Origin of the sequence: Luteimonas viscosa, assembly GCF_008244685.1 — a bacterium.
Taxonomy (GTDB): domain Bacteria; phylum Pseudomonadota; class Gammaproteobacteria; order Xanthomonadales; family Xanthomonadaceae; genus Luteimonas; species Luteimonas viscosa.
The window spans coordinates 708,561-732,071 of sequence record NZ_VTFT01000001.1 but is presented as its reverse complement, the minus strand read 5'-3'; the positions used below and the strand labels follow the sequence as shown (position 1 = coordinate 732,071).

Sequence of the window (23,511 nt, the reverse complement as noted above, 5' to 3'; positions counted from 1 at the left end):
TTCGAAAGAGCCAAACCGCATCGATACGCCGCTCCTTCCAATCACGAATCACCAATCCACCAATCACGTCCGATGAGCAAGCAGAACCAGTGGATCGTCGGCATCAACGCGGTCGCTTCGGCGGTCGAGCACGATGCCGAGCATGTGCGAGAGGTGCTGGTGGAGGCCGGCGCGAAGAATCCGAGGCTGGGCGAGATCGAGCAGGCGGCACGCCGGCGCGACATCGACGTGCGTCGCGTCGCGCAGCAGGCGCTCGATGGCGTGTCCGGCGGCACCCGCCACCAGGGCGTGGCCGCGCGCTACGCCGCCGCGAAGACGTGGGACGAGCACGATCTGCCCGAGCTTGTCGAGCAGGCGCAGGGCAGGGCGCTGCTGCTGGTGCTCGACGGCGTGCAGGATCCGCACAATCTCGGCGCCTGCCTGCGCAGCGCGGCCGCCGCCGGGGCCACCGCGGTGGTGATCCCGAAGGACAAGGCGGTGCAGGTCAACGCCACCGTGCGCAAGACCTCGGCCGGCGCCGCCGACAGCATCGCCGTGGTGCGCGTGACCAACCTCTCGCGCACTCTCTCGGAGCTGCAGAAGCTCGGAGTGTGGATCTACGGCCTGGTGGGCGGTTCCGGCGCGTCGCTGTACGCGCTCGACCTGAAGGGCAATGTCGCGCTGGTGCTCGGCGGCGAGGCGGACGGCCTGCGCCGGCTCACGCGCGAACACTGCGACCAGCTGGTGTCGATCCCGATGCCCGGTGTGGAAACTTCGCCCGGCGTGGAGAGTCTCAACGTCTCGGTGGCGGCTGGCGTCACGCTGTTCGAGGCGGTGCGCCAGCGCGCGGGTTGAGCTTGCGTCCGGAGGCGGTGGATGTTCTCTTCGTTGCAATGGCAGGACTGGCTGGGTGTCGCGGGCGCGTGCCTGATGCTGCTCGCGCTGTTCCTGCATTCGTTCGGAGCGCACGCGCGCGGCGGTCGCTGGCGCGCCGTGCTGGGAATGCTCGGTGCCGCAGCGCTGCTGCCGTCCGCATGGCTTGCATTTCGCGCGCCCTTGTTCTTCCTGCTGGTGGGCTGGATCCTGGTCTGCGGCTACCGGCTGTTGCGTCCGCCTCAGGCGGGAGATGACGCCGGCTGACGGGCGCCAGGTGCGCGGCATGCAGGCGCGTGGCCGCAGCGTTCGCGCAAATCCCCGCATCGTCCTGCCCGGCGAACCCGCGGGTGCTGGGCGCCTGCCCGGCTACCCGGTCTGATCGTGGCCTGCCTCGTCGACCCGAAGCTGATGACGCCGCAACAGGTATCGCGCATCCGGGCGGGAGCGCTGCGACGCATCGCGGCGCTCCGGAACGTGGCACGGGTGCTCAATCCGAGCCCTGACGCCGGTCGCGCTTGCCCTGGTTGACGCGGTCGCGGGTGCTGCTGCTGCCCTGGATCGCCGGGATCCGTGCTTCCGCCGCATGCAGGCGCCTTGCCCGCCGTGCCGCGCTGTCGGACTGGTAGCCCGGCGAGCCTGCAACCGGCTCGCCGCCGACGGGGGCTTCCCAGGGCTTGGGTTCGTGGTCGCGCGCCTGCTTGGCTTCGAGCAGCGCACGGGTCTGGGCGAGGGCCTGCTCCGGGGTGATGTGTCCGGCGCGCGACTTGCGGGCCGGCTTCCTTCCGGTGGACTTCGTCTTCGTCTTCGTCGCGGAACCGGGCGAGCTCGACGAGCCGGACGCGCGCGCAGCGGTACCCTTCCCGCTGGCGGCGCGCTTGCGCGAGGTGGCGCCGGTGGCAGCCCTGCGGGACGTCGACTTCTTCGCCGCGGTCTTCGTGCCGGCAGTTGTCGTCTTGCGCGTCGCAGTCTTGCGCCGAGCGGGCGCGTTCTTCTTCGCAGGCGCCGTCGCGGCCTTGCGCCGGGACGCCGTGGCTGCCCGTTCGCGTCCGACGTCGCGCAGCCGGCCTTCGAAGCGCTTCAGGATGTCGGCCATCAGGTCGGCCTTGTCCTTGCTGCGCTGGCCGGCTTCGCCACTCGCGCCACGCTTGCTGCCGCTGCGCGCGCGCGCGGCCAGCTTGTGTTTCTGCACCAGGTTGCGCGCACGGTCGCGCGCGGTACGTGCCCGCTTGATCCGCGATGCCAGCGCTTTTTCGTCGAGCTTGCGAAGTCCGTTGATCCGGCTGTCGTCGTAGAGCGCCATTTCCTTCTGATTGAGCAGGCGGCTCGCCTTTGCGCGGGTGATCGGCATTGCTGCGTCTCCTGTTTGCGGACGGGGGCAGTGGAGCACAGCCAATGTGCAGTGCGGGTCGAGGTCCGGTGAAACGCAGGTCCCGCGACGTATGGGCGCAACCGGAGGCGGGACCGGGACGATCAGGCTGCACCGATGGCGCGCGGACGCGGATGGCCGCAATGACGTGGCGGCGGCCGCAGCGCTGACGGCGCACGCGCGCAAGCGGGCCCCGGCAAGGGCGCCTGGTGCCGGGTGCCCGCAGTTCCGCACGCAGTCGGCGATTACGCCGGGGGCGAGGCACCCTGCGGCTGCGGCCAGGCGTTGACGATGGTGCAGAACAGCTTCGCGGTCTGCTCGGCGTCGTACAGCGCCGAATGCGCGTCTTCGCTGCTCCAAGGGAATCCGGCGGCCTGCACGGCGCGCGCGAGCACGGTCTGCCCGTAGGCCACTCCGGCCAGGGTGACCGTGTCGAATACGCTGAAGGGATGGAACGGATTGCGCTTGTGGCCGCAGCGCGCCACGGCGGCGTTGAGGAAATTCAGGTCGAAGTGGGCGTTGTGTCCGACCAGGATCGCGCGCTGGCAGCCGTGCTTCTTCACCGCCGCGCGGACCGTGGCGAAGACGTGGTCGAGCGACTCCCGCTCGGACTTGGCGAAACGGAAGGGATGGTCGAGGTCGATGCCGGTGATCTCCAGCGATTGCGGGTCGATCTCGGTGCCGGGTGCGGGTACGACATGCGCATTGGCCGAGGTGCCGAGCACCAGGGCGCCGGCCTCGTCGACATCGACCGGCACGACCGCGATCTCGAGCAGCGCATGCCGGTTCCAGTCGAAGCCACCGGTCTCGACGTCCACGACCACCGGAAGGTAGCCGCGGAAGCGCTTGGTGAGCAGGCTCGGTGCGGAAGGCTGCGGTGCGGGTTGATCCATGCGTGAAGCCTAGCAGAGCGCCCGCATCGCAGTGGCGCTGCCGTGCGCGCCCGGGCGCCAACGCGTTCAATTCGCCAGCCTCCGGCGCAGGCTTCGCAGTGGCATCGGGGCCACGCGTCGCGACGGGCACCCGCAGCGCACCGCTCAGGGCCTGCGGATCCCCAGCAGTGTGCCTTCGTCCCGCATGCGCGCAAGCATGGCGCCGCCTTCGCCGAGCAGGGAATCGGTGTCGCTGCCGGCCTCGCTCGCCAGCATCTGCAGGCATTCGCGCCCCGTGCGCGCGCCATCGGCCAGCAGCTCCAGCAACCGGAAGGCCAGCGGCGACAACTGCGCGAAGCGCACTTCGCCCGAGGCGTCGCGGCGGACCAGCAGCAAGGTCGGCACTTCCGGCGGCACTTCGGGCACGAAGCCGGGGCCGATCCGGTGCACCGGCCAGCGATAGGCGAGCGCCCACGCGAGCGGCGAGACCAGCGGGACGCCGTCGAGCAGCGCCTGCACCGGATCGGACGCCGGATCGACGTCGGTCTGCAGGTCGCCGCGCGGTTCCGCGTCCGAGATCTGCAGCGCCAGTTCGACCCACTCGTAGTGCGCCAGCTCCGGCAGCCAGGGCGCGACCGGGGGATCCCCGTCGCGGGTCTCCAGCCAGCGCACGAACTCGCGCCCGATTTCGGTGAACAGCGGGGTATGGCTGCGGTGCGACGCGAAGAACCCGCGGACAAGCGCGTGCCAGGCGGCATCGTCGAGGATCCTGCGGATCACCGGGAAATTGCCGGCGAGCAATCCCTGCAGGTTGTTGTAGAGCAGCTCGCGATAGATCGCCAGGCGCCGTTCCTCGATGTCGGCCGGGGGCGGCGCGGTAGCCGGATCGCGCAGGTGCCGCGACAGCGCGACCTGTTGCGCGCGGAGCGTGGTGGGCGCGTCAGCCATGCGCGGCCGTGGCGGCCGGTTGCTGCGCGGCGCGCTGCAGGCCGCGGATGGCGTCGACCTCGCCGAGCAGCTCGTCGAAAGGGGGGAAGTTGAAATCGCGCTCCAGCAGCGTCGGCCGGATCCCGTGCACGCGGTAGGCCTCGGCCAGCAGGCCCCAGACGTCGGGGATGACGGCGGCGCCGTGGGTGTCGACCTTCAGGTCGTCGGCCTCGTCGTAATGGCCGGCGACGTGGTAGCAGGCGATCCTGGCGGACGGCATCCGGCGCAGGAATTCGACCGGATCGTAGCGGTGGTTGATCGCATTGACATGGATGTTGTTGACGTCGAGCAGCAGGTCGCAGCCGGCGCGCTCGAGCACCGCTTCGACGAAGGTCGCCTCGTCCAGGGGCGGCTGCGCCTCCACCGGAAGCGTCGCGTAGTAGCTCACGTTCTCCACCGCGATGCGGCGGCCGAGGATGTCCTGCACGCGGCGGATGCGCGCCGCGACGTGCTCCACCGCTTCCTCGGTGAACGGCAGCGGCAACAGGTCGTAGAGGTGGCCGTCGTCGCTGCACCAGCTCAGGTGCTCGCTGTAGAGCGGGACGCGATGGCGCTCCAGGAAGCGGCCGACGCGGGCGACGAAGGTCTCGTCCAGCGGCGCGACGCTGCCGAGCGACAGCGACAGGCCGTGGCAGGTGACGGGATGGCGCTCGGCCAGCGCCTCGAACGCGGCGCCCAGCCGGCCGCCGACACCGATCCAGTTCTCGGGTGCGCATTCGAGGAAATCGAATGCGTTCCCGTCGGCCGCCTGCAGCGCGGACAGCAGTCCGCGCCGCAGGCCCAGGCCTGCGCTCGCGTTCGGCAGGGAAGTGGCCGGACGCACGCGCTCGACCGATCAGCAGGCCGTCAGCAGGTCACGCGGCGCCGCCGCACTTGCCTTCGCCGCACTTGCCTTCCATGTCGGTCTTGCGCGCGGCGGCGTGCGCCTCGTGCTCGGCGGCGTCGACGAAACCGTCGGCGTTGGCGTCCATCGCGGCGAACTTCTCGGCCTTGCCGGGATGGGCTGCTTCGAACTCCGCGAGCGAAACCCGGCCATCCTTGTCGGTGTCGATCTTGTCGATGCCGCACTTGCCTTCGCCGCACTTGCCCTCGGCCTTCTTGGCCTTGTCTCCGCCGCACTGGCCTTCCTTCGCCTTGTCTTCGGCTGCGGCCGCGGTCGCGTCCTGGGCGCCGAGCAGGTAGCCCTGGGCGAGCGGGGTCACTGAGAACGCCGAACCGGACAGCAGCAGGCCGCCGGCGAGGGCGGTGCCGATGGCGACGGCGACGGGCTTCTTGTTGGACTGGATCATGGTGGGATTCCTCATGGTGGGCGGGTCTTCCGCGTTGGACGTTCACGGGCGCGATGTGGAAGTCGGGTGCGGCAGTGCCGCTCGGCGCACCGCGGCCCGATCCACGCTTCGCACGCGGAGCAGAACCCGGCAAGCCCACGGCAGCTCCAGCAACCGCTGGCGACAGGATACCCACGATCCGTCCGGCCGCAGTGTGCCCGGCGCGACATTAAGCGGAGGTTGAGGCGGCAGGCAGCGCACGGCCGCGTCGGCACCAGGATCCAGGCCCGTTACCCGTCCGGCATGCTGCCCTGCAGCATCAGGTCGCGACGCTGGTGTTGTCCCGCTTTTCGCGCGGCGGCAGGGCGTCGTCGCCATGCACCAGGAACCACACGTTCTCGGCGATGTTGGTGGCGTGGTCGCCGACGCGTTCCAGGTTCTTGGCCATGAACAGCAGGTGCGTGCACGGAGTGATCGCGCGCGCATCCTCCATCATGTAGGTCAGCAGTTCGCGGAACAGGCCGGTGTAGAGGGTGTCGACCTCGGCGTCCTGGGCGCGCACGCGCTGCGCGGCCTCGGCGTCGCTGCTGGCGAACGCGGCCAGCACGTCCCGGATCTGGCGGACCACCAGCTGGCCGAGCGTGTTGAGGCCGCGGGTATGCGGCAGCGGCGGCGCCGCGTTGAGCGCGGTCGAGCGTTTGGCGACGTTGGCGGCGTAGTCGCCGATCCGTTCGATGTCCGAGGCGATGCGCAGCGCGGCGAGGATCTCGCGCAGGTCCCGCGCGAGCGGTCCGCGCAGCGCCAGCTTCATCACGTCCTGGCTCACTTCCTGCTCGAGCAGGTCGATCTCCTCGTCGTTGGCGATGATGCGCGCGGCCGCCTTGTCGTCGCGGCGTTCGACCACGTCGAGCGCGGCCTCCAGCTGGGATGCCGCCATCTCGCCCATCCGCAGGATCTCGCCGATCAGGCGCTGGCGCTCTTCGTCGTAGCTCTTGACGATGTGGTCGTGCGGTTGGGTGGTCATTTGAGGGCCGGGATTGGGGAATAGGGATTGGGGATTCGAAGAAACATGGGAGCCGGGACGGAGACGGGGCCCGCTCTTCCGAGTCCCCAATCCCCAATCCCGAATCCCGCGGGGCGGTTCACCCGAACCGCCCCGTGATGTAATCCTCGGTCTGCTGCTTCGAGGGCTTGGAGAAGATCGTCTCGGTGGTGTCGTGCTCGATCAGGTCGCCCAGGTACATGAAGGCGGTGAAATCCGACACGCGCGCGGCCTGCTGCATGTTGTGGGTGACGATGACGATGGTGTAGTCGAGCTTGAGTTCCTCGATCAGCTGCTCGATGCGGCTGGTGGAGATCGGGTCGAGCGCCGAGGTCGGCTCGTCGAGCAGCAGCACGTCCGGGCGCAGCGCCACCGCGCGCGCGATGCACAGGCGCTGCTGCTGGCCGCCCGAGAGGCCCAGCGCGCTCTGGCCCAGCTTGTCCTTGACCTCGTCCCACAGCGCGCCCTGGCGCAGCGCCTGTTCGACCCGCTCGTCCATCTGCTTCCTGGACAGGCTTTCGTGGTGGCGGATCGCATAGGCGACGTTCTCGTAGATCGTCATCGGGAACGGCACCGGCTTCTGGAACACCATGCCGACCTTGCTGCGCAGCCGGTTCATCGGATACTTCGGCGCCAGGATGTTCTCGCCGTCGAGCAGCACCTCGCCGCTGGCTTCCTGCTTCGGATAGAGCGCGTAGATTCGGTTGAACACCCGCAGCAGCGTGGACTTGCCGCAACCGGAAGGCCCGATCAGCGCGGTCACCCGCTTCTCCGGGATCTCCAGGTCGATGTCCTTGAGCGCGTGGAACTTGCCGTAATGGAACTGCAGGTTGCGCGCCGCGATCTTGACCGGCGCGGGCGCCAGCGCTCCGCGCTCGACCGTGGCGGTGCTGATGCGCTGCGTGCGGGCGGCGGGAGCGGCGTCGTTCATAACGGGATCCATCGAAAGGTTAGTCATGGGCGATCTTGTTGCGCAACACGATGTAGCGCGCCAGCAGGCTGACCAGCAGCACGAACATGGTCAGGACGAAGGCGCCGGCCCAGGCCAGCGAGTGCCAGTTCTCGTACGGACTCATGGCGTACTGGAAGATCACCACCGGCACGTTGGCCATCGGCGAGAGGACGTTGGTGGTCCAGTACTGGTTGTTGAGCGCGGTGAACAGCAGCGGCGCGGTCTCGCCGCTGATGCGGGCCAAAGCCAGCAGGATGCCGGTGACGATGCCGGGCATCGACGAGCGGTACAGCACCTGCACGATCACCTTCCACTGCGGCACACCGAGCGAGAGCGCGGCCTCGCGCATCTGGGTGGGCACGAGCTGCAGCATTTCGTCGGTGGTGCGCACCACTACGGGCAGCACGATGAAGGCCAGTGCGATGGCGCCCGCGAGCGCCGAGAAGTGACCCATCTGCGCGACCACCAGGGTGTAGACGAACAGGCCCAGGACGATCGACGGTGCAGACAAGAGGATGTCGTTGACGAACCGGACCGTCTCGCCGATCCAGCTGTTGCGCGAGTACTCGGCCAGGAAGGTGCCCGCGAGTACGCCGACGGGCGCGCCGATGGCGATGCCCAGCAGGCTCATGATCATGCTGCCGAAGAAGGCGTTGAGCATGCCGCCGCCTTCCGCCCCCGGAGGGGGCGTCATCTCGGTGAACAGGGCGAGGTTCATCGCGCCGATCCCCTTGCTCAGCGTGGTCCACATGATCCACACCAGCCAGAACAGGCCGAACACCGCGGCCCCGACCGCCAGCAGCTGCACGATGGCGTTCTTGGCGCGGCGGCGCCGGTACAGCGAGGCGCTCATCAGTTGCCCTCCCGCTTTTTCAGCTGGCGCAGCATCAGCCGGGCGATGGTGAGCACGACGAAGGTGACCATGAACAGCACGAAACCCAACGCGATCAGCGACGACAGGTACATCGGCGAATCGGCCTCCGCGAACTCGTTGGCGATGGTCGCGGCGATCGAGTTGCCGGGCTCGAGCAGCGAGACCGTGAGGCGATGGGCATTGCCCAGCACGAAGGTCACCGCCATGGTTTCTCCCAGCGCCCGTCCCAGACCGAGGAAGATGCCGCCGATCACCGCGGAACGGGTATACGGCAGCACCACGTCCCAGACCACCTCGGTCTTGGTGGATCCGAGTGCGTATGCCGATTCCTTCAACTGGCCGGGCACGGTCAGGAACACCTCGCGCATCACCGAGGAGATGAAGGGAATGACCATGATCGCCAGTACCAGCCCGGCCGTGCCCATGCCCAGGCCGAGCGGCGGGCCCGAGAACACCGCGCCGATGCCCGGAATCCCGCCGAGGTTGTCGTCCACCCAGGGATAGACGTGCTCGGCCAGGAACGGCACCAGCACGAACAGGCCCCACATGCCGTAGATGATCGAGGGAATGCCCGCCAGCAGCTCGATCGCGGCACCGACCGGCGTGCGCAGCCATTTCGGCGCGATCTCGGTGAGGAACATCGCGATGCCGAAACTGATCGGTACCGCGATCACCATTGCGATCAGCGCCGTCACCAGCGTGCCGTAGATCGGCACCAGCGCGCCGAAATCCTGCAGCACCGGGTTCCACGCATCGCGCCAGAAGAATTCCAGCCCGAACCTGGAGAAGGCCTGGCGGCCGCCCCACAGCATCGACAGCGCCGCCGAGATCAGCGACACCAGCACGAGGACGCCGGCGGCGGACACCAGCCAGCGGAACGCGCGATCGGCGCGGAGATCGGCGGCGTCGCGCCGCGTGTCCGCGGTGGCGGGGAGGGAGGTGGCGTTCATCGTGTCAGGGCATCGGCTGCGAAGAGGGACGTTCCACCGTGCGACCGGGCTCCGCCCGCGCGGTTGCGGGCGGGGCCTGCCGGCCGCGGATCGTCAGAGCTGGAACTCGCTGGCCCAATAGGCCTCGACCTGCTGCACCAGCTCGGGCGGCAGCGGCACGAAGTGCAGCGCATCGGCCTGCGGCTGTCCGTTCTCCAGCGCCCAGGTGAAGAAGTCGATGGCATCCTGCGAACGCTTCGCGTCCTTCGGCTGCTTGTACATCAGGATGAAGTTGGTCGCGGCGACCGGCCAGGCATCGGCGCCGGGCGCGTTGGTGATGATCAGGCTGAAGTCCTTCGAGTTCGCCCAGTCGGCGCTCGCGGCCGCGGCCTGGAAGCTCTCCGCGCTCGGACGCACCCAGTTGCCGGCCGCGTTCTGCATCGACGCATAGGCCATGCCGTTCTGGGTGGCGTAGGCGAGCTCGACGTAACCGATCGATCCCTTGATCTGCTTGACGTACGCGGCGACGCCCTCGTTGCCCTTGCCGCCGACGCCGGTCGGCCAGCTCACCGAGGTGCCTTCGCCCACGCTGGACTGCCATTCCGGGCTCACCTTGGACAGGTAGTTGACCCAGTTGAAGGTGGTGCCCGAACCGTCGGAGCGGTGCACGACCGTGATCTTCTCGTCCGGCAGGCTCACGCCGGGGTTCACGGCGACGATCGCCGGATCGTTCCAGCGCGTCACCTTGCCGAGGTAGATGTCGGCGGTCAGCGGGCCGGTCAGGCGCAGTTGTCCCTGTTCCATGCCTTCGATGTTGACCACGGGCACCACGCCGCCGATGGCCGACGGGAACTGGCCGAGGCCGGCTTCCGCCAGTTCCTCGCTGGTGAGCGGCTTGTCGCTCGAGCCGAAATCGACCGTGCCGGCCTTGATCTGGGCGATGCCGCCGCCGGAGCCGATCGACTGGTAGTTGATCCGCGCGCCGGTCGCCTTGTTGTAGTCGTCGGACCACTTCGACAGCAGGGGGTAGATGAAGGTCGCGCCGGCGCCGGTGATCTGGGCGCTGGTCTGCTGCATGCCGCCGTCGGCCCCGCTGTCGGCGGGATTGGCCGGAACCGGTGTGCCGGCATCCGGATTGCAGGCCGCCAGCAGCATCGCTGCGGCCAGGGACAGGAAGGCAGCGGGCGCCTGGGTGATTTTCATGGAACCTCCGAAGGATGGGGCAGCCCCGAAGGGCGGAAACGGTCCGCACTATGAAATGATGTTTTTGTTACACGGGGATGACAGAAGGCGACCGTCCGTCCTCGCGCCGCGGCGCCCGAAAAAAAACGGGCCCGAAGGCCCGGAAGGGAGTCGCGCAGATCGGGGAGAGATGAGGGCGAGGGGCCGTCGACGGGCCATGCATCGGCTCATGCGGCATTGGACCGCGCCGACATGTCAGTGGCGTGATCGGAAGATGGCCGTCCGATGACGCGTGGCGGCTAACGGCGTGGGCATGCGACATGACATTGTCATCCAGCGCACATCCCAATGACACCGGACCGTCATTTTTGACGCGAAATTGTCACAATCCGCGCTCACGCTAGCTGCGGCCGGGGGCGCGGGGCGCCATCCGCCATCGCAGGCCCGCGCCCCACCCCGAAGTGCATTCCCCGATCCGGAGTTCCCGCGTGAAACCACTCCTGCTTCCCCTCACCCTCGCCCTGGCGCTCGTCTCCAGCTTGCCCGTGTCCGCGCAAACGGCCGACCATGCCGATGAGATCGCCGCGCTGAAGTCGCAACTCCAGGTCCTGCAGGCACGGATCGAGGCGCTGGAATCCCGCTCCACGGAGCAGGCGGCGCAAACGCCCGGAGTTGCCCCTGCGCCGGCATCGGCCGCGGAAGGCCCCGGGCAGACGAAGGTCGAAACCCGGGGCGGGATCCGGGTGGCCTCCGCCGACAAGGCCTTCGAGGCCTCGCTGGGCGGCCGCATCCATTTCGATGCCTATGCCTTCGACCGCGACCAGGCCGCCACCACCGGCACCAGCGAATTCCGTCGCGCGCGCCTGACCCTGCAGGGCAAGGCCTACGGCTGGGACTACAAGCTCGAGCAGGACTTCGCCGCCGGCAGCAACCTCGACGGCCTGCGCGACGCCTACATCGCCAGGTCCGCGCTGGGCGGCAGGTTCACCGTCGGCCACTTCAAGCCCTACCGGTCGATGGAGGAACTCACCAGCTCCAACGAGGTGCTGATGATGGAGCGTCCGTTCGCCTCGGCCAGCGGCCTGTTCGGCGGGCGCCAGTTCCAGCAGGGCGTGGGCTACCTGCGCGCAGGCGGCCACTACACCGCGGGTTTCAGCGCGTTCAACCTGCGCGGCGCCAGCGGCACGCGCAACGAGGGCGTCGGCTATGCCGGTCGCGTCACCGTCGCGCCGATCGACACGGACGAGGCCACGCTGCACTTCGGCGGATGGGCCAGCCGGGAAAACGCGAACCAGGGGTCGGCCGATCTCTCCGCCTCGGTGAACTACGCCGGTCGTCGCGGCCCGTCGCAGGCGATCGCCACGGTGAGCGGCGCGAGCGGCGACGAAGTGACCGCCTACGGCCTGGAAGCCGCCGGATCCTTCGGTCCGGTGTTCTTCCAGGGCGAGTACGCGAACGCCTCCTTCGGGCAGCCGGGCGGTCCCGACCAGGATGTCGTCACCTGGTACCTGCAAGGGAGCTGGCACCTCAACGGCGGCCACAAGCCCTACAAGGCGGGTACCGGCGTATTCGGCTCGGCGTCGGCGGCGGACCGGGGATTGTGGGAGCTCACCACGCGCTACGACTCGATCGAGAACCGGGACGTCGCCGGCCTCGACGTGAGCAGCTGGCTGCTGGGCGTGAACTACTACGTCAATCCGGCCCTGCGCTTCATGTTCAACTACACCAGGGGCGACAACGGCTTCAACGGCGACGAAACCGGGCAGTACGCGGTGCGTACCCAGTTCGCGTTCTGATCGTCCGATTCGCCGAGGCGGCCCCGGCCTTGCCCGGGGACCCGCCGGGTCTGGACTTCGCACCGGGCGGCCCGGGCGAGGTTCGTCGATGCAACGAGACTGACGCCCGTAGGGGCGAACCTCCGGTTCACGATTCGTGCGGGTCCGGGCCGGCGGTGCTCCGCCGCCCTCGTCCGGGGCGGCGCGCCCCCTTCTGCCGGAGGGAGAAGGGATCCAGCCCGCGTTGATCGCCTTTGCGCAGCCCACTTCCGAAGCTGCCGGCCTTGCCGTTGGCGATGCGATTCCTGCCTGGATGCAATGCCGGCGGAGTTGCCCCGGCGGTGTCCGCGCCGCAGCCTGCTGGCGGGACGGGATGGGGCGGGGGCGGGCGCGGTCAGTCGGCGATCCTGCCGGTGTCGACACGGCTGAACCCGCCTGGCGCCTCCTGGAAGCCCGCTGCCAGCAGCACGGCGCGCAGGGCGGGATCGTCGCTGCGGGCGAGGGTCTGCAGGCGGTAGCCGCCTTCGCCATCGATGCCGGCGGCGATCTCGACCAGCAGCGGGCCGGCGGTCTGCTCGGACGCGAGCGCGAGCCTGCCCTCGCGGCCCTCGCAGACGGGCGTGCCGGCCAGGATCAGGGGCGGCAGCACGTCGCCCGGGAGCACGAATTCGACCCGTACGCGGCCGCCGGCCTCGCGGCAACCTTCGTCGTCGAACAGCAGCCTGGCATCGTCCAGCGATGCGCGCAGCGCCAGTCCGGCCGGTGCCGGCAGGGGCAACACGCCGCTTGCGTCGCCGACGCCTCGCATGCGCCCGAGGTGCAGGGCGAGCGCGGCATCGGGCGCCTGGAGCCACAGCCGCTTGCGCCCGGCCAGCAGGGGCAGCGGCGAGAGGCCCAGGCGCAGGTCTCCGAGCGCCGTGCCGCGCCACTGCGCCTGGCGCAGGCGGCCGTGCCAGAGATTGCCCTCGATGGCGGTTGCCGACAGCGCGGGCGGCAGCGACAGCCACGGCAGCACCAGTTGCAGGGGCATGAACAGCAGCAGGGCGAGCGCGAGCGCACCGGCGAACCACAGGGACAGGCGCGCGCCGCTCATGGTGTCGCTCCGCCGAAGCCGACCTCGGCGCGTAGCCGGCCATCGGCGCGCGCGACCCGCAGCGAGGAGGGGGCCAGCCCGTCGCGCGCCAGCCTGCCCAGCCAGCCGAACAGCGCCGGCGAGGCCACCCGTTCGAATTCGAGCACGAAGGCGCCGTCGGCGGCGGTGCGCTGGCGGCTGGGCGCGAGGCCGGCATCGCGCGCGCTGTCGAGGACGCGGCGTTGCAGGGCCTCGCCGCCGGTGGACGCGGCGGGTGCTGTGCCGGTCCCGGCGGCGGTCAGCGCCGCGACTTCGGCCTCGACCCCCCGCAGCGCCACGGTGGCATGGTCGTAGCGCACGCCCGCGTCTTCGCGCAGCGAACGCAACGGCCACAACAGGCCGTACCACCAGGCGAAGGCCGCGAGCATGGCCGCCATCACCGCCAGCATCATGCGTTCGCGCGGCTCGCGGCCGTGCCACCAGGCCAGGCATCGTTGCGTCGGGGTCATGCTCCGGGCTCCAGGGCCAGGCCGGTCCGCAGGCCGCCGGTGGTTTCGCTGCTGCTGCCCTCGACCAGGCGCCAGCCGTCCCGGGCGAGCGCGTCGCGGAGGGCCTCGATGTCGTCGGCACCGGAGTGGAAGACGACCGCGCGCAGGCGGTCGCCGCGCTGGTATTCGAGTTCGACCAGATGGGCGCCCGGACGCGCGGCGACGGCCGCGAACAGACTGCCGGTGGCGGCGGCGAAGGCCCGTGGCTCGCGGGCGGCCTGGAGACTCGCGGCGAGGGCGTCGGCCTGGTCTCCGCTGTCGCCCGCCACAGGCAAGGCTTCGCGTGCGAGGGTCGTGGCGCGGGACTCCAGCGCGCGCGCTGCCAGATCCAGGCGCAGCGCCTGTGCCCCGACCAGCAGCAGCGGCGACGCCAGCAAAGCCGCGGCCAGCCAGGTCAGCCGTCGCCGGCCGGCGGGACGGGTGCGTTGCGAAGCCGCGGTGAATTCGCCCTGCAGCAGATCGACCTCGGGGCGCATGGCGCGCGCGGCGAAGCGCTCCGGGCCGCCCTCGACCGGCGTTCGGCGGCGTTCGCCGAGTACCTGCTCCGCCAGCGCGGGGGTGGCGACGAAGGCGAGGCCGTCGCCGCGCACCAGCCAGCGGTCGCCGGCGTCGAGGACCTGCACGGCGGTGCCTTCGTCCGGCTCCGGCAGCAGCAGCTGTTCCGGCACCGCGGCGTCGGCCACCAGGCAGAAGGCTGCGGCGCGTTCGAGCCATCCGCGGAGCAGCGCCGGGTCCACTGCCGCCACCGTGCGCAGCGTGCCGGCGCCGCAGCCATCGAGCGCCACGTGCAGCGTGTCCCGGCGCGCCAGGCGCTCGGGCAACAGCGCCTGGGCCGCGGCCCGTGCCTGCGCCGCGCTGTGCGCGGGAAGTTCCAGACGGTCGATGCGCACGGCCTCGCCAGGCACCACCAGCACGGTGCGAGGGGTCGCCGGCATGGCCGGCGCCACTGCGCCGGGCCGCAGCACGGCGCGTTCCAGCATGCGGCCGCTGTCGTCCACCTCCAGCAGCGTGGCGGCTGCTGCGGGGTCGGCGGGCAGGAAGAGTAGGCGGGTGCTCATTCGTCGTGCGTCCATCGCCGTGCGAGCAGACGCACGGGGCCGTGGGAGTCGCTGTCCAGCAGCGCGCTGAGCACCAGCTCTGCGCCGTCGTATTCCACTTCGGTGTGCAGCGCGAAATAGCGGGTGCGCAGGCGCAGCTGCTGCAGCACGTGGTCGGGAAGCGGCGCGACGACCGCTTGCGAAAAAACCGCCAGGTCGCGCCAGCCGCCAGCGGGGCGCGCGGCGATCACGCGGCGCGCGGCGGCGGGATCGAGCGCGAGGTCGCTGACCATCGCCAGCATCACCGCATCCTCCGCTTCCAGCGTGTTGATGTTGAGTGGCGACAAGGCGTTGTCGGGATGCGCGCACACGTGCGGACGCAGGCGCGCATAGCTGGCCGCATCGTGGCCGGCGATCGCGCGCAGTTCGCTTGCCTCTGCCAGCAACGTGCCCGAAGTGCGGTAGCCCGGACCGCGCGAGGCGTAGGCCGCGTCCTCGGCGCCGGCGGCGCCGGGCATCTGGTCGCTGTCGATCCAGTCGACCAGGGCGTCGGTCATCGCGTTGGCCTGCTCGGGCGTGAACTCCAGCGCCCGCAGCAATGCGATGTACTGGCGTGCGCCGGTTTCGCGCCGCGACCACTGGCCGGCGGCCCCCTCGACCACGCTGTTGAGGTTGAAACAGGCGCTGGCATCGTCCAGCCGCACGCGCATCACGCCGCCGTCGATGGGAAACACGAACGGACGGCCGTTCCAGCCTCCCTCGAGCGTGGTGCGACCGTCGCCGCGCTCGAGCTGGCGGATGCGCGTGCGCGCCAGTTCCTCGCTGCCCAGCGCGTACCACTGCGCCTGCGCAAGGGCCTGGGCGTTGCCGGTGCGGCGCAGGCCGAAGCGGATGTCGTCCATGACCGACACCAGCAGCACCGTCATCACCGCGATCAGCAGGAGGACGGTGAGCAGGGCGGCACCGCATTGCGTCGCAGCCGCACGGGTCGCGACGTGGCCGCCATCCCGGGCGGTGCGGAAGCGATGCGCGCGGTTCACGGCGCGACCCCGGGCAGCAGGAACCGCTGGCGCACCTGGCCGATGCCGTCGAGTTCCAGCTCCAGTTCCACCGCCTGCGGCAGCGAAGTGGCGCCGCCGTGCCAGCCGTCGTTCCAGGTGTCGTCGCCGAGGTAGGCCACGCGCGCGGCGGTGATGCCGTCGAGCAGCACCCGTGCCGGCGGTGGCGCGGCGCCGTCGACGGCTGCGCGCGCGCTGCGTTCCAGGCGACCGTCGACGATGCGGTACTCGACGTACTGCAGCGAGGCACGCGCGCCGGCCCCGGGATTCTCGTGGCCACGGCGGACGAATGCGAACAGCGGCCCCGACTCGTCCGGACGGCCGCCGACGAAGGCGTCGCGCGTGCTGCTGCCGTCGGCGCGCCGCACCAGGCGTACCGCCGCCTGCGAAAGGTCGGCGCGGAGCAGGGCACGCGCGCGCTGGAATTCGCCGAGGCGATCCATGCGCCCGCGCAGGATGCGCTGGCTGTCGGCGGCATGGCCCATCACCGCAACCCCGGCGGCCGCGATCAGGCCGAACAGTGCGAGCGCGGCCATGACTTCGAGCAGGGTGAAGCCGCGTGCCGTGTTGCGCGTGCGATGGCGCACGAGGCTCATCGCGGCAGGCTCCGGAACAGCGCGAGCTCGGCTGCCACGCGCGATTCCCCCGGCGGCGAGACACGGATGTCCACGCGTAGCAGCGCCGGGTCGGCGGTGGGCGCGGTGGTGCGTGTCCAGCGCCAGTCGCGGCCGCCGGCGTGCTCGCGGCCACTGGCCTCGTCCGCGAGCGCGCGCACGTCCAGGGTGGCGGCCTCGACCGCGACGTTGTCGGCCACCACCGCGGCCAGCACGCGCTCCTCGATCGCCACTGCGGTGCGGGTGCTTTCCCCGGCGAGGTTCAGCAGCCCGAGCACCGCGAGCGCGAACACCACCAGCGCCACCAGCATCTCGATCAGCGAGAAGCCGGCACGCGCGCGGATGCGGCCGCGGTCGCGTGGCTCGCAGCGGCGCGCCGCGCCGGAGTCAGCGCGCAAGGCCATCGATCGCCACCGCGCCGCCACCGTCGACCGACACGCGCACGCGGCGCCCGTCGCGAAGCAGCACCAGGCTCGCGGGTTCCGTCGCGCCGGTCGGATCGAAGCGGAATGCGATCCGTGCATCGCGGCGGGGCAATTGCGGCCGGGTTCCCGCGGCCCAGTCCACGGCGGCGAAGGCGCGACCTTGCAGAGGCTGCCAGCCCTCGAAGCGGCGATGCGAGAATCCGTAGCCACGCGCGGTGACGCCCACCTCCACGGTGCGCATCCCCAAGATGGCCTCGTCGCGCGCGTGCGCCAGGCGCGCGGCGAAGGTCTCCGCCTCGTGCACCGGGTCATCGTCACCGGACGGCAACGTCAGCGCCACGGCGCCGCCGGCCAGACCGATGACGGCCAGCACCACCATCAGCTCGACCAGGGTGAATCCGCGCGCGCGCCGCATGGCGGGCCTTCAGCGCCAGTTGCCGATGTCGGCGTCGTCGCCTTCGCCGCCCTCGGCACCGTCGGCGCCGAACGAGTACACGTCGAAGCCGCCGCTGCGGCCGGGCTGGCGGTACTGGTAGGCATTGCCCCACGGGTCCTCGGGCAGGCGGCGGATGTAGCCTCCCTTGCGGTAGCGCTCCGGACGCGCGAGTCCCGAAGGCGCGCTGAGCAGCGCGTCCAGACCCTGCGCAGGGGTGGGATAGGCGAGGTTGTCGAGGCGGTAGGTTTCCAGCGCCTGTTCCAGTACGGAGATGTCGGCGCGCGCCTTCTCGGTCATGGCGCGGTCCTGGCTGGGCATGACGTTGATCATCACCACCGTCGACAGCAGTCCGATGATGACGATCGCCACCATCAGCTCGACCAGGGTGAAGCCGGCGGCACGGCGGGAGGGGAACGGACGGGTGTTGCGGCGGTGCATGGGGGCCTCCGGTCAGCCGGCCACGAGGGCGTTGAACTGCAGGATCGGCAGCAGGATGGCGAGCACGATCACCGCCACCATCGCGCCCAGCACGATGATGATCAGGGGTTCGAGCAGGCTCATCGCCGCCGTGGTGAAGGTGTTGAACTCGCGTTCGAGGTAATCGGCCGCGCGATCGAGCATCGGCGCCAGGCGGCCGCTGTCCTCGCCGCTGGTGGCCATGTACAGCAGGGTCGGCGGGAACACCGCGGCGCGCTTCATCGCGTTCGACAGGCTGCCGCCCTCGCGGATCACCTCGACCATCGCTTCGGTGGCCTCGCGCAGGACCGTGTTGCCGACGGTGCGCGCGGTGATCGCCAGGCCTTCGATCAGCGGCAGGCCGCTGTCGGACATGGTCGCCAGGGTGCGCGCCATGCGCGCGGCGTGGACGTCGCGCAGCAGCCGGCCGAGCAGCGGCAGGCGCAGCAGCGCGGCATCCGCGCGGCGGCGGATCGCCGGCCGGCGCAGCAGGCGCGCGGTGGCGATCACGGCCACGGCCAGCAACGCCAGCAGTGGCAGCCACCAGGTCGAAAGCGCCTCCGATACGCCGATCACGATGCGCGTGAGCAGCGGCAGCTGCCGGCCCATCGACTCGAACTGCTCCACCACCTTCGGCACCACGAACACCATCAGCGCGATCACCACGCCCACCGCGGTGACCGCGAGCGCGGCCGGGTACACCAGGGCGGAGACGAGCTTGCCGCGGACCTGCTGGTCGCGCTCGTGCAGGTCGGCGAGGCGCTCGAGGATCGCGGGAAGGGCGCCCGTGCCTTCGCCGGCGGCGACCATGGCGCGGTACAACGGCGGAAAGGCCCGCGGTTCGCGCGCCATGGCAGCGGACAGGCGGAAGCCTTCGACCACGCGTGCGTGCGTGGCCATCACCACCCGCCGCACCGGCGCGCGTTCGGACTGGCTGCCGATGGTGCGCAGCGCTTCCTCCAGCGGCGCCACCGCAACGAGGGTCGCGAGCTGGCGCGTGAGCAGGGTCAGGTCCTTGGCGCTGAAGCGGCCGCGGCGGGACGTGGCCTGCCCGGCGCGGGTGCTGGCAGGCTCGATGCGGACCGGCAGCAGCTTGCGGCCCTGCAGCAGTCGGCGCGCCTCCGCGGCGTTGCCCGCATCGAGCGCGCCCTCGCGGCTGCGTCCGTGGACGTCGAGCGCCGAATACTCAAACGCCGCCATGGTCCTGCAGCTCCTGGCGGGTCACGCGCATGGCTTCCTCGAGCGTGGTGTCGCCGCGCAGCACGGCCGCGCGCGCGGCGTCGCCCAGGCGCCCTGCGCGCGCGAAGGCGGCAGCGGCCAGCGCATCCTCGTCGGCGCTGGCGCCGATCAGCTGGCGCATGCGCTCGTCGACTTCCAGCGCCTCGTGGATGCCCATTCGCCCGGCATAGCCGGTGTGGCTGCATTGCGCGCAGCCGTTCGCGCGGTACAGCGTTGCGCCGGCGGCATCATCGCCGAGCAGCGCGGCCGCGGCCGCGTCGGCCGCCATCGGCTGGCGGCAGGCGGTGCACAGCCGGCGCAGCAGGCGCTGCGCCAGCACCAGGCGCAGGCTGGAGGCGAGCAGGAACGGCTCGATGCCCATGTCGCGCAGGCGCGTCACCGCGCCCGGCGCGTCGTTGGTGTGCACGGTCGAGAGCACCAGGTGGCCGGTGAGGCTGGCCTGGACCGCGATCTGCGCGGTCTCGGGGTCGCGCACTTCGCCGACCATCACCACGTCCGGGTCCTGGCGCAGGATCGCGCGCAGGCCGGCGGCGAAGCTCATGCCCACGCGCGCGTTGACCTGGGTCTGGCCGACGCCGTCGATGGCGTATTCCACCGGATCCTCGACCGTGAGGATGTTGCGGCGGCCGTCGTTGAGCGCGGCCAGCGCGGAATACAGCGTCGTGGTCTTGCCCGCGCCGGTGGGGCCGGTGACCAGGACGATGCCGTTGGGCACGCGCAGCGCGCGCCGCAGCGCCTCGAGCACCGCGGGCTGCATGCCCAGTCCCTCCAGCGTCAGCGTGCGCTGGTCCTTGTCGAGGATGCGCATGACCACGCGCTCGCCGCCGCGCGCAGGCAGCGTGGACACGCGCACGTCGAGCGCCTTGCTGCCCATGGTCAGGCCGATGCGGCCGTCCTGCGGCAGCCGCTTCTCGGCGATGTCCAGGCGCGCCATCACTTTCACGCGCGAGACCAGCAGCGGCGCGATGCGCCCGGGCAGGCGCAGCGCCTCGCGCATCACGCCGTCGACGCGCATGCGCACCACCAGGGCCGATTCGAACGGTTCGATGTGCACGTCGGAGGCGCCGATGCGCGTGGCCTCGGCGATCAGGCCGTTGATCAGGCGGATCACCGGCGCGTCGTCGCGGGCGTCGAGCAGATCGGCGGTGGCGGGGAGGTCGCCGGCGAGCGCATCGAGGTCGCCCGGCAGCGCGAGTTCGCCGGCGCCGCCGGCCAGCGCGGCGTCGGCGTAGAGCTCGGACAGGCGGCGGTCGAAGCTGGCGCGCGGCAGCACCTCGACATCGAGTTCGACGCCGAGGCTGCGGCGCGCCTCCAGCAGTGCGGCCGGATCCGCGTCCTCGCGCAGGCCGACGCGTGCACGATCGCCCAGCGCCAGCAGCACGAGACCCTGGTGCTTGGCGAAGGCATAGTCGAAGGCGGGCAGGGGATCGCTCATCGCGTCTCGCCGTTGCCGGCAGGCGCCTCCGCCGGGGCGACGGGAGCCGGCACGGTCGCCGCAGGCGCCGGGGAAGGCATCGCGGGTGGCGCGGTGCGCAGGTACTCGCGCACCAGTTCGTCCAGCGCGTTCTCGCGTTCGCCCATGACCGGCATCTGGCCGCGCATGTAGCCGTAGCGGTTGGCGCTCATCGCCTGTGCATCGGCCGTGCTGCGCACGATGGTCGGACGGATGAACACCATCAGGTTGGTCTTGTCGCGCGAGCGCGAGCGGTGGCGGAACAGCTGGCCCACGATCGGGATGTCGCCCAGCAGCGGCACCTTCGACACCGTATTGCGGTCGTTCTGGTCGAGCAGGCCGCCGAGGGCGACGATCTCGCCGTCGTCCACCAGCACCCGGGTCTCGACCTCGCGCTTGTTGAGCACCAGCTCGGCGAAGTCCTCGCTGACCGGACCGGCGATCGACGAGACCTCCTGGCGCAGGGTGAGGGTGATGCCGCCGCCGGCGTTGATCTGCGGCGTGACCTCGAGCTGGATGCCCACGTCCTGCCGCTGGATGGTGCGGAACGGATTGCTGTTGCTGTCGCCCAGCACCTCGCCGGTGGTGGTCGGCACTTCCTGGCCGACCAGGATCCGCGCCTCTTCGTTGTCCAGGGTCAGGATCGACGGCGTGGACAGCAGGTTGGAGGCGGTATCGCTGTTCACCGCGTCGATGATCAGGCCGAAGGTGGCGTTGTCGTTGCTGCCGGCGATGCCGGCCAGCGCGCCGTTGATGCCCAGCAGCGACTGGATGGCGGCGCGGCGGGCGAGTTCGAGCGCGCCGTCGTCGTCGTCCTCGTCGTCGCCTTCGCGGCGGCGTTGCTCGGCGTACCAGCCTCCGGCCAGCGGCATGATCCCCGGGCTGGCGCCCGGGTACTGGGTGGCGAGGAAGGGGATGTTGCTGCCCTCCTTGCCGGCGATCAGCAGCTGCGCGCCGAGACGGCGGGCGGCGTTGTCGGAAATCTCGACCACGATCGCTTCCACCAGCACCTGTTCGCGGCGCGTGTCGAGCTGGGTGATCACGTCCACCAGCAGGCGCTGGGTCTCCGGATCGGCGTTGATGATCAGCGAATTCGAACCCGGGTAGCGGACGATGGTGGGGCGCTTGCCGGGCACGGCGGTGATCACCTGCGCGGCCGTCGCGTCGGGGTTCGCCGCGCTCGCGGCGACCGTGCCGGCGCCGTCCTCGCCGTCGGGCGACTGCCCGACCAGCTGCTGCAGCACCGGCAGCAGCTGTTCCGCGCTGGCGTGCTGCAGGCGGACCACGCGCACGCCGCCGGTGCGCTCGGCGCGGCGGTCGAGTTCGAGGATGGTCTGCACCACCCGCTGCACCGCCGACGGCGCGCCACGGACGACGATCGAGTTGCTGCCTTCCACCGGCTGGATCGAAAGCTGGCCGCCGCGGGCTTCGCCGCCGCCGAACAGCTGGTTGACCGTGGTCGCGACTTCGCGCGCCGAACTGTTGCGCAGCGTCACCGTGTCGATGCCGGCGGTGTCGCTGTCGATCTGCGCCACCAGGCCGCGGATGCGGCGGATATTGTCGGCGTAGTCGGCGATCAGCAACGCATTGCCCTGCGGCGTGGGCACGACCACGCCGCCGCGGCCCACCAGCGGCTTGAGCGTCTCGGCGGCGATGCGCGCGTCCACGCTCGACAGCGGCAGCACCTGGGTGGTGAAGGCCGAGCCGCCCATGCCGCTGCCGGGGAGCTGCGCGGCAGCGGTGTCGGGCACGACACGATAGGCGCCCGGGCCGGCGGATACCGCGACCAGGCCGTTCGCGCGCAGCACCGCCAGCAGCACGCCGAGCAGTTCGGCCTCGTCCATCGTCACGTCGCGGGTGATGTTGACGCTGCCCTGCACGGCGGGATCGATGATGAAGGTGGTGCCGGTGGCGCGCGCCACGTCCTGGATGAAGGCGCGGATGTCGGCATCCTGCGCGGTCACGCCGGAAGTGGCCTGGGCGAGCGCGCCGGGCGCGGGCGGGAGGACCAGCGCGCACGCGAGCGCGGTGGCGAACAGTCGCTGCTTCACGGTGTGGGTGCCTGCAGGGTCGCGGTGCGGACCTGTCCGTCGCGCCGGTAGGTGAGGGTGATGGTGGCCGCATCGGCGAGGCTGTCGCCGAGTTCGGCGTAGCGCTCGGGCGTGAGGGCCTGGCCGTTGACCGACAGCAGCACGTCGCCGGCCTCCAGTCCGGCCTGGCGCAGGACCGCGCCGTCGCCGCGGGGAATCACGGTGTAGCCCGCCTCGCCGCCGCCGGCGTCGATCGGTCGCAGCCCGGCTTCGGCCAGCAGCTGTGCGGGATCGATCGTGGCTGTCGGCGCAGCGGAGACAGGGGTCGTCCGTGCGCGAACCGCGCGCGTCGCGATCGGCGCCGCTGCGCGCGGGCGCGTGGGTGCGGCAGCGACTGGGAAGCGCAGTTCGGTCCTGCGGCCACCGGATTCCAGGATCGCGTGGTCCGCGCGCACATCCGCCAGGACCACGCCCGGCACGATTTCCTCGCCGACGGCATACGACCGCTGCGTGCCATCGCGACCGGCCACGATGGCGCTGCCGCCTCCGGTACCGCTGCGCAGCGCATGGAGCCGCAATCCGGACGCGTCCGCCGTCGCAGCGGTCGCAGGCGCCGGGTGGAAGGCATCGATGGCCAGGCGCTCGGGTCGCGGCGCGACCACGCCCATCGCAGTGCCCGGCATCCTCCCGAGCGATGCGGGGGGCAGCAGCAGCCAGGCCAGTCGGGCGCACTGGAAGGCGAGCAGGACGACGACCGCGACTTCGGCGAGGCGGATCAGCGAGTCGGTGCCGCCGAGCCTGGCCAGCACTGCATGCGGATCGCGAAGGGGCGGGAATGTGGGCACGGGTCGACGTTCATGGCGCGCGTTCGGCGCCGTCGCGACAGGATGCGAAGGTTTTGTGACAGGGGAATTTCAGCTGACACATTTGTGTCGGTCCGGCGCAACAACGGCGTCGGGTGCCTGGATGGTCTGCGGCGCTTTTTTTTTGCTCCGTCGCTACGTCTTCGTCGCGAATGTCCTTTGTGAACCTTCTTCGGAA

General features: G+C 70.9%; 24 protein-coding genes and 1 pseudogene. 3 read left to right on the top strand and 22 right to left on the bottom strand.

What is annotated here, in order from left to right:
* The first annotated feature begins 72 nt into the window (after window positions 1-72).
* Both rlmB and FZO89_RS03390 read left to right on the top strand, forming a co-directional pair.
* A complete protein-coding gene (rlmB, locus tag FZO89_RS03395; RefSeq protein WP_149101938.1) occupies window positions 73-834 on the top strand; it encodes a 23S rRNA (guanosine(2251)-2'-O)-methyltransferase RlmB in 762 nt (253 codons plus the stop codon).
* Window positions 835-855: 21 nt separating this feature from the next.
* Window positions 856-1,119, top strand: a complete 264-nt coding sequence (locus FZO89_RS03390) for a CBU_0592 family membrane protein (RefSeq protein WP_149101937.1) — start codon at window positions 856-858, stop codon at window positions 1,117-1,119.
* 223 nt (window positions 1,120-1,342) lie between these two features.
* On the opposite strand, the gene FZO89_RS03385 is transcribed toward FZO89_RS03390, so the two are convergent.
* From FZO89_RS03385 to pstS, 10 genes and pseudogenes are all read right to left on the bottom strand, one after another.
* The gene (locus FZO89_RS03385; protein WP_149101936.1) at window positions 1,343-2,203 is read right to left on the bottom strand and encodes a hypothetical protein; all 861 of its coding nucleotides are present in this window, start codon (window positions 2,201-2,203) and stop codon (window positions 1,343-1,345) included.
* 263 nt (window positions 2,204-2,466) lie between these two features.
* Complete coding sequence (gene rnt / locus FZO89_RS03380; RefSeq protein ID WP_149101935.1) at window positions 2,467-3,114, bottom strand: ribonuclease T; 648 nt, start codon at window positions 3,112-3,114, stop codon at window positions 2,467-2,469.
* Window positions 3,115-3,258: 144 nt separating this feature from the next.
* Window positions 3,259-4,041, bottom strand: a complete 783-nt coding sequence (locus FZO89_RS03375) for an HvfC family RiPP maturation protein (protein WP_149101934.1) — start codon at window positions 4,039-4,041, stop codon at window positions 3,259-3,261.
* The gene (locus tag FZO89_RS03370; protein ID WP_149101933.1) at window positions 4,034-4,903 is read right to left on the bottom strand and encodes an HvfB family MNIO-type RiPP peptide maturase; all 870 of its coding nucleotides are present in this window, start codon (window positions 4,901-4,903) and stop codon (window positions 4,034-4,036) included. Before FZO89_RS03370 ends, FZO89_RS03375 begins: the two co-directional genes overlap by 8 nt.
* A gap of 31 nt (window positions 4,904-4,934) precedes the next feature.
* Window positions 4,935-5,369, bottom strand: coding sequence for an HvfA family oxazolone/thioamide-modified RiPP metallophore (locus FZO89_RS03365; protein WP_149101932.1), 435 nt, complete (start codon window positions 5,367-5,369; stop codon window positions 4,935-4,937).
* Window positions 5,370-5,667: 298 nt separating this feature from the next.
* Entirely contained in the window at window positions 5,668-6,372 is a 705-nt protein-coding gene (gene phoU, locus FZO89_RS03360) for a phosphate signaling complex protein PhoU (protein WP_149101931.1), read from the bottom strand.
* A 118-nt stretch (window positions 6,373-6,490) separates the two neighbouring features.
* On the bottom strand, window positions 6,491-7,348 hold the full coding sequence (gene pstB / locus FZO89_RS03355; protein WP_222928084.1) for a phosphate ABC transporter ATP-binding protein PstB: 858 nt from the start codon (window positions 7,346-7,348) through the stop codon (window positions 6,491-6,493).
* Window positions 7,341-8,195, bottom strand: a complete 855-nt coding sequence (gene pstA, locus FZO89_RS03350; protein WP_149101930.1) for a phosphate ABC transporter permease PstA — start codon at window positions 8,193-8,195, stop codon at window positions 7,341-7,343. The genes pstB and pstA overlap by 8 nt, the downstream gene beginning before the upstream one ends.
* Window positions 8,195-9,166, bottom strand: a complete 972-nt coding sequence (gene pstC / locus FZO89_RS03345; RefSeq protein WP_149101929.1) for a phosphate ABC transporter permease subunit PstC — start codon at window positions 9,164-9,166, stop codon at window positions 8,195-8,197. The genes pstA and pstC overlap by 1 nt, the downstream gene beginning before the upstream one ends.
* Before the next feature lie 93 nt (window positions 9,167-9,259).
* Window positions 9,260-10,207: pseudogene (gene pstS, locus FZO89_RS03340) on the bottom strand (phosphate ABC transporter substrate-binding protein PstS); the annotation flags it as partial.
* Between the two features lie 608 nt (window positions 10,208-10,815).
* Here pstS and FZO89_RS03335 point away from each other — a divergent pair.
* The gene (locus FZO89_RS03335; RefSeq protein ID WP_187471023.1) at window positions 10,816-12,123 is read left to right on the top strand and encodes an OprO/OprP family phosphate-selective porin; all 1,308 of its coding nucleotides are present in this window, start codon (window positions 10,816-10,818) and stop codon (window positions 12,121-12,123) included.
* A gap of 373 nt (window positions 12,124-12,496) precedes the next feature.
* Here FZO89_RS03335 and gspN read toward each other — a convergent pair whose 3' ends face one another.
* The 12 genes from gspN to FZO89_RS03275 are packed head-to-tail and all read right to left on the bottom strand — an operon-like array spanning window position 12,497 to window position 23,315.
* Window positions 12,497-13,195: a type II secretion system protein N gene (gspN, locus tag FZO89_RS03330; protein WP_149101926.1), complete on the bottom strand. Its 699-nt coding sequence runs from the start codon at window positions 13,193-13,195 to the stop codon at window positions 12,497-12,499.
* Complete coding sequence (gspM, locus tag FZO89_RS03325; protein WP_149101925.1) at window positions 13,192-13,683, bottom strand: type II secretion system protein GspM; 492 nt, start codon at window positions 13,681-13,683, stop codon at window positions 13,192-13,194. Before gspM ends, gspN begins: the two co-directional genes overlap by 4 nt.
* Window positions 13,680-14,780, bottom strand: coding sequence for a type II secretion system protein GspL (gene gspL / locus FZO89_RS03320; protein WP_187471022.1), 1,101 nt, complete (start codon window positions 14,778-14,780; stop codon window positions 13,680-13,682). The genes gspM and gspL overlap by 4 nt, the downstream gene beginning before the upstream one ends.
* Window positions 14,777-15,799 carry a type II secretion system minor pseudopilin GspK gene (gene gspK / locus FZO89_RS03315; protein ID WP_262378507.1) on the bottom strand — a complete coding sequence of 341 codons (1,023 nt, stop codon included), beginning with the start codon at window positions 15,797-15,799 and terminating at the stop codon, window positions 14,777-14,779. Before gspK ends, gspL begins: the two co-directional genes overlap by 4 nt.
* Window positions 15,796-16,413 (bottom strand): type II secretion system minor pseudopilin GspJ, encoded by a 618-nt coding sequence (gspJ, locus tag FZO89_RS03310; RefSeq protein ID WP_149101923.1) that lies wholly within the window; start codon window positions 16,411-16,413, stop codon window positions 15,796-15,798. The genes gspK and gspJ overlap by 4 nt, the downstream gene beginning before the upstream one ends.
* A complete protein-coding gene (gene gspI / locus FZO89_RS03305) occupies window positions 16,410-16,829 on the bottom strand; it encodes a type II secretion system minor pseudopilin GspI (protein WP_425480414.1) in 420 nt (139 codons plus the stop codon). The genes gspJ and gspI overlap by 4 nt, the downstream gene beginning before the upstream one ends.
* Window positions 16,819-17,271, bottom strand: coding sequence for a GspH/FimT family pseudopilin (locus FZO89_RS03300; RefSeq protein ID WP_149101921.1), 453 nt, complete (start codon window positions 17,269-17,271; stop codon window positions 16,819-16,821). The genes gspI and FZO89_RS03300 overlap by 11 nt, the downstream gene beginning before the upstream one ends.
* 9 nt (window positions 17,272-17,280) lie before the next feature.
* A complete protein-coding gene (gene gspG, locus FZO89_RS03295; RefSeq protein ID WP_149101920.1) occupies window positions 17,281-17,730 on the bottom strand; it encodes a type II secretion system major pseudopilin GspG in 450 nt (149 codons plus the stop codon).
* Window positions 17,731-17,742: 12 nt separating this feature from the next.
* Window positions 17,743-18,948, bottom strand: coding sequence for a type II secretion system inner membrane protein GspF (gene gspF, locus FZO89_RS03290; RefSeq protein ID WP_149101919.1), 1,206 nt, complete (start codon window positions 18,946-18,948; stop codon window positions 17,743-17,745).
* Window positions 18,935-20,422 (bottom strand): type II secretion system ATPase GspE, encoded by a 1,488-nt coding sequence (gspE, locus tag FZO89_RS03285; protein WP_149101918.1) that lies wholly within the window; start codon window positions 20,420-20,422, stop codon window positions 18,935-18,937. Before gspE ends, gspF begins: the two co-directional genes overlap by 14 nt.
* Window positions 20,419-22,491, bottom strand: a complete 2,073-nt coding sequence (gspD, locus tag FZO89_RS03280; RefSeq protein ID WP_149101917.1) for a type II secretion system secretin GspD — start codon at window positions 22,489-22,491, stop codon at window positions 20,419-20,421. Before gspD ends, gspE begins: the two co-directional genes overlap by 4 nt.
* Window positions 22,488-23,315: a type II secretion system protein N gene (locus FZO89_RS03275; protein ID WP_149101916.1), complete on the bottom strand. Its 828-nt coding sequence runs from the start codon at window positions 23,313-23,315 to the stop codon at window positions 22,488-22,490. The genes gspD and FZO89_RS03275 overlap by 4 nt, the downstream gene beginning before the upstream one ends.
* Window positions 23,316-23,511: the final 196 nt, after the last annotated feature.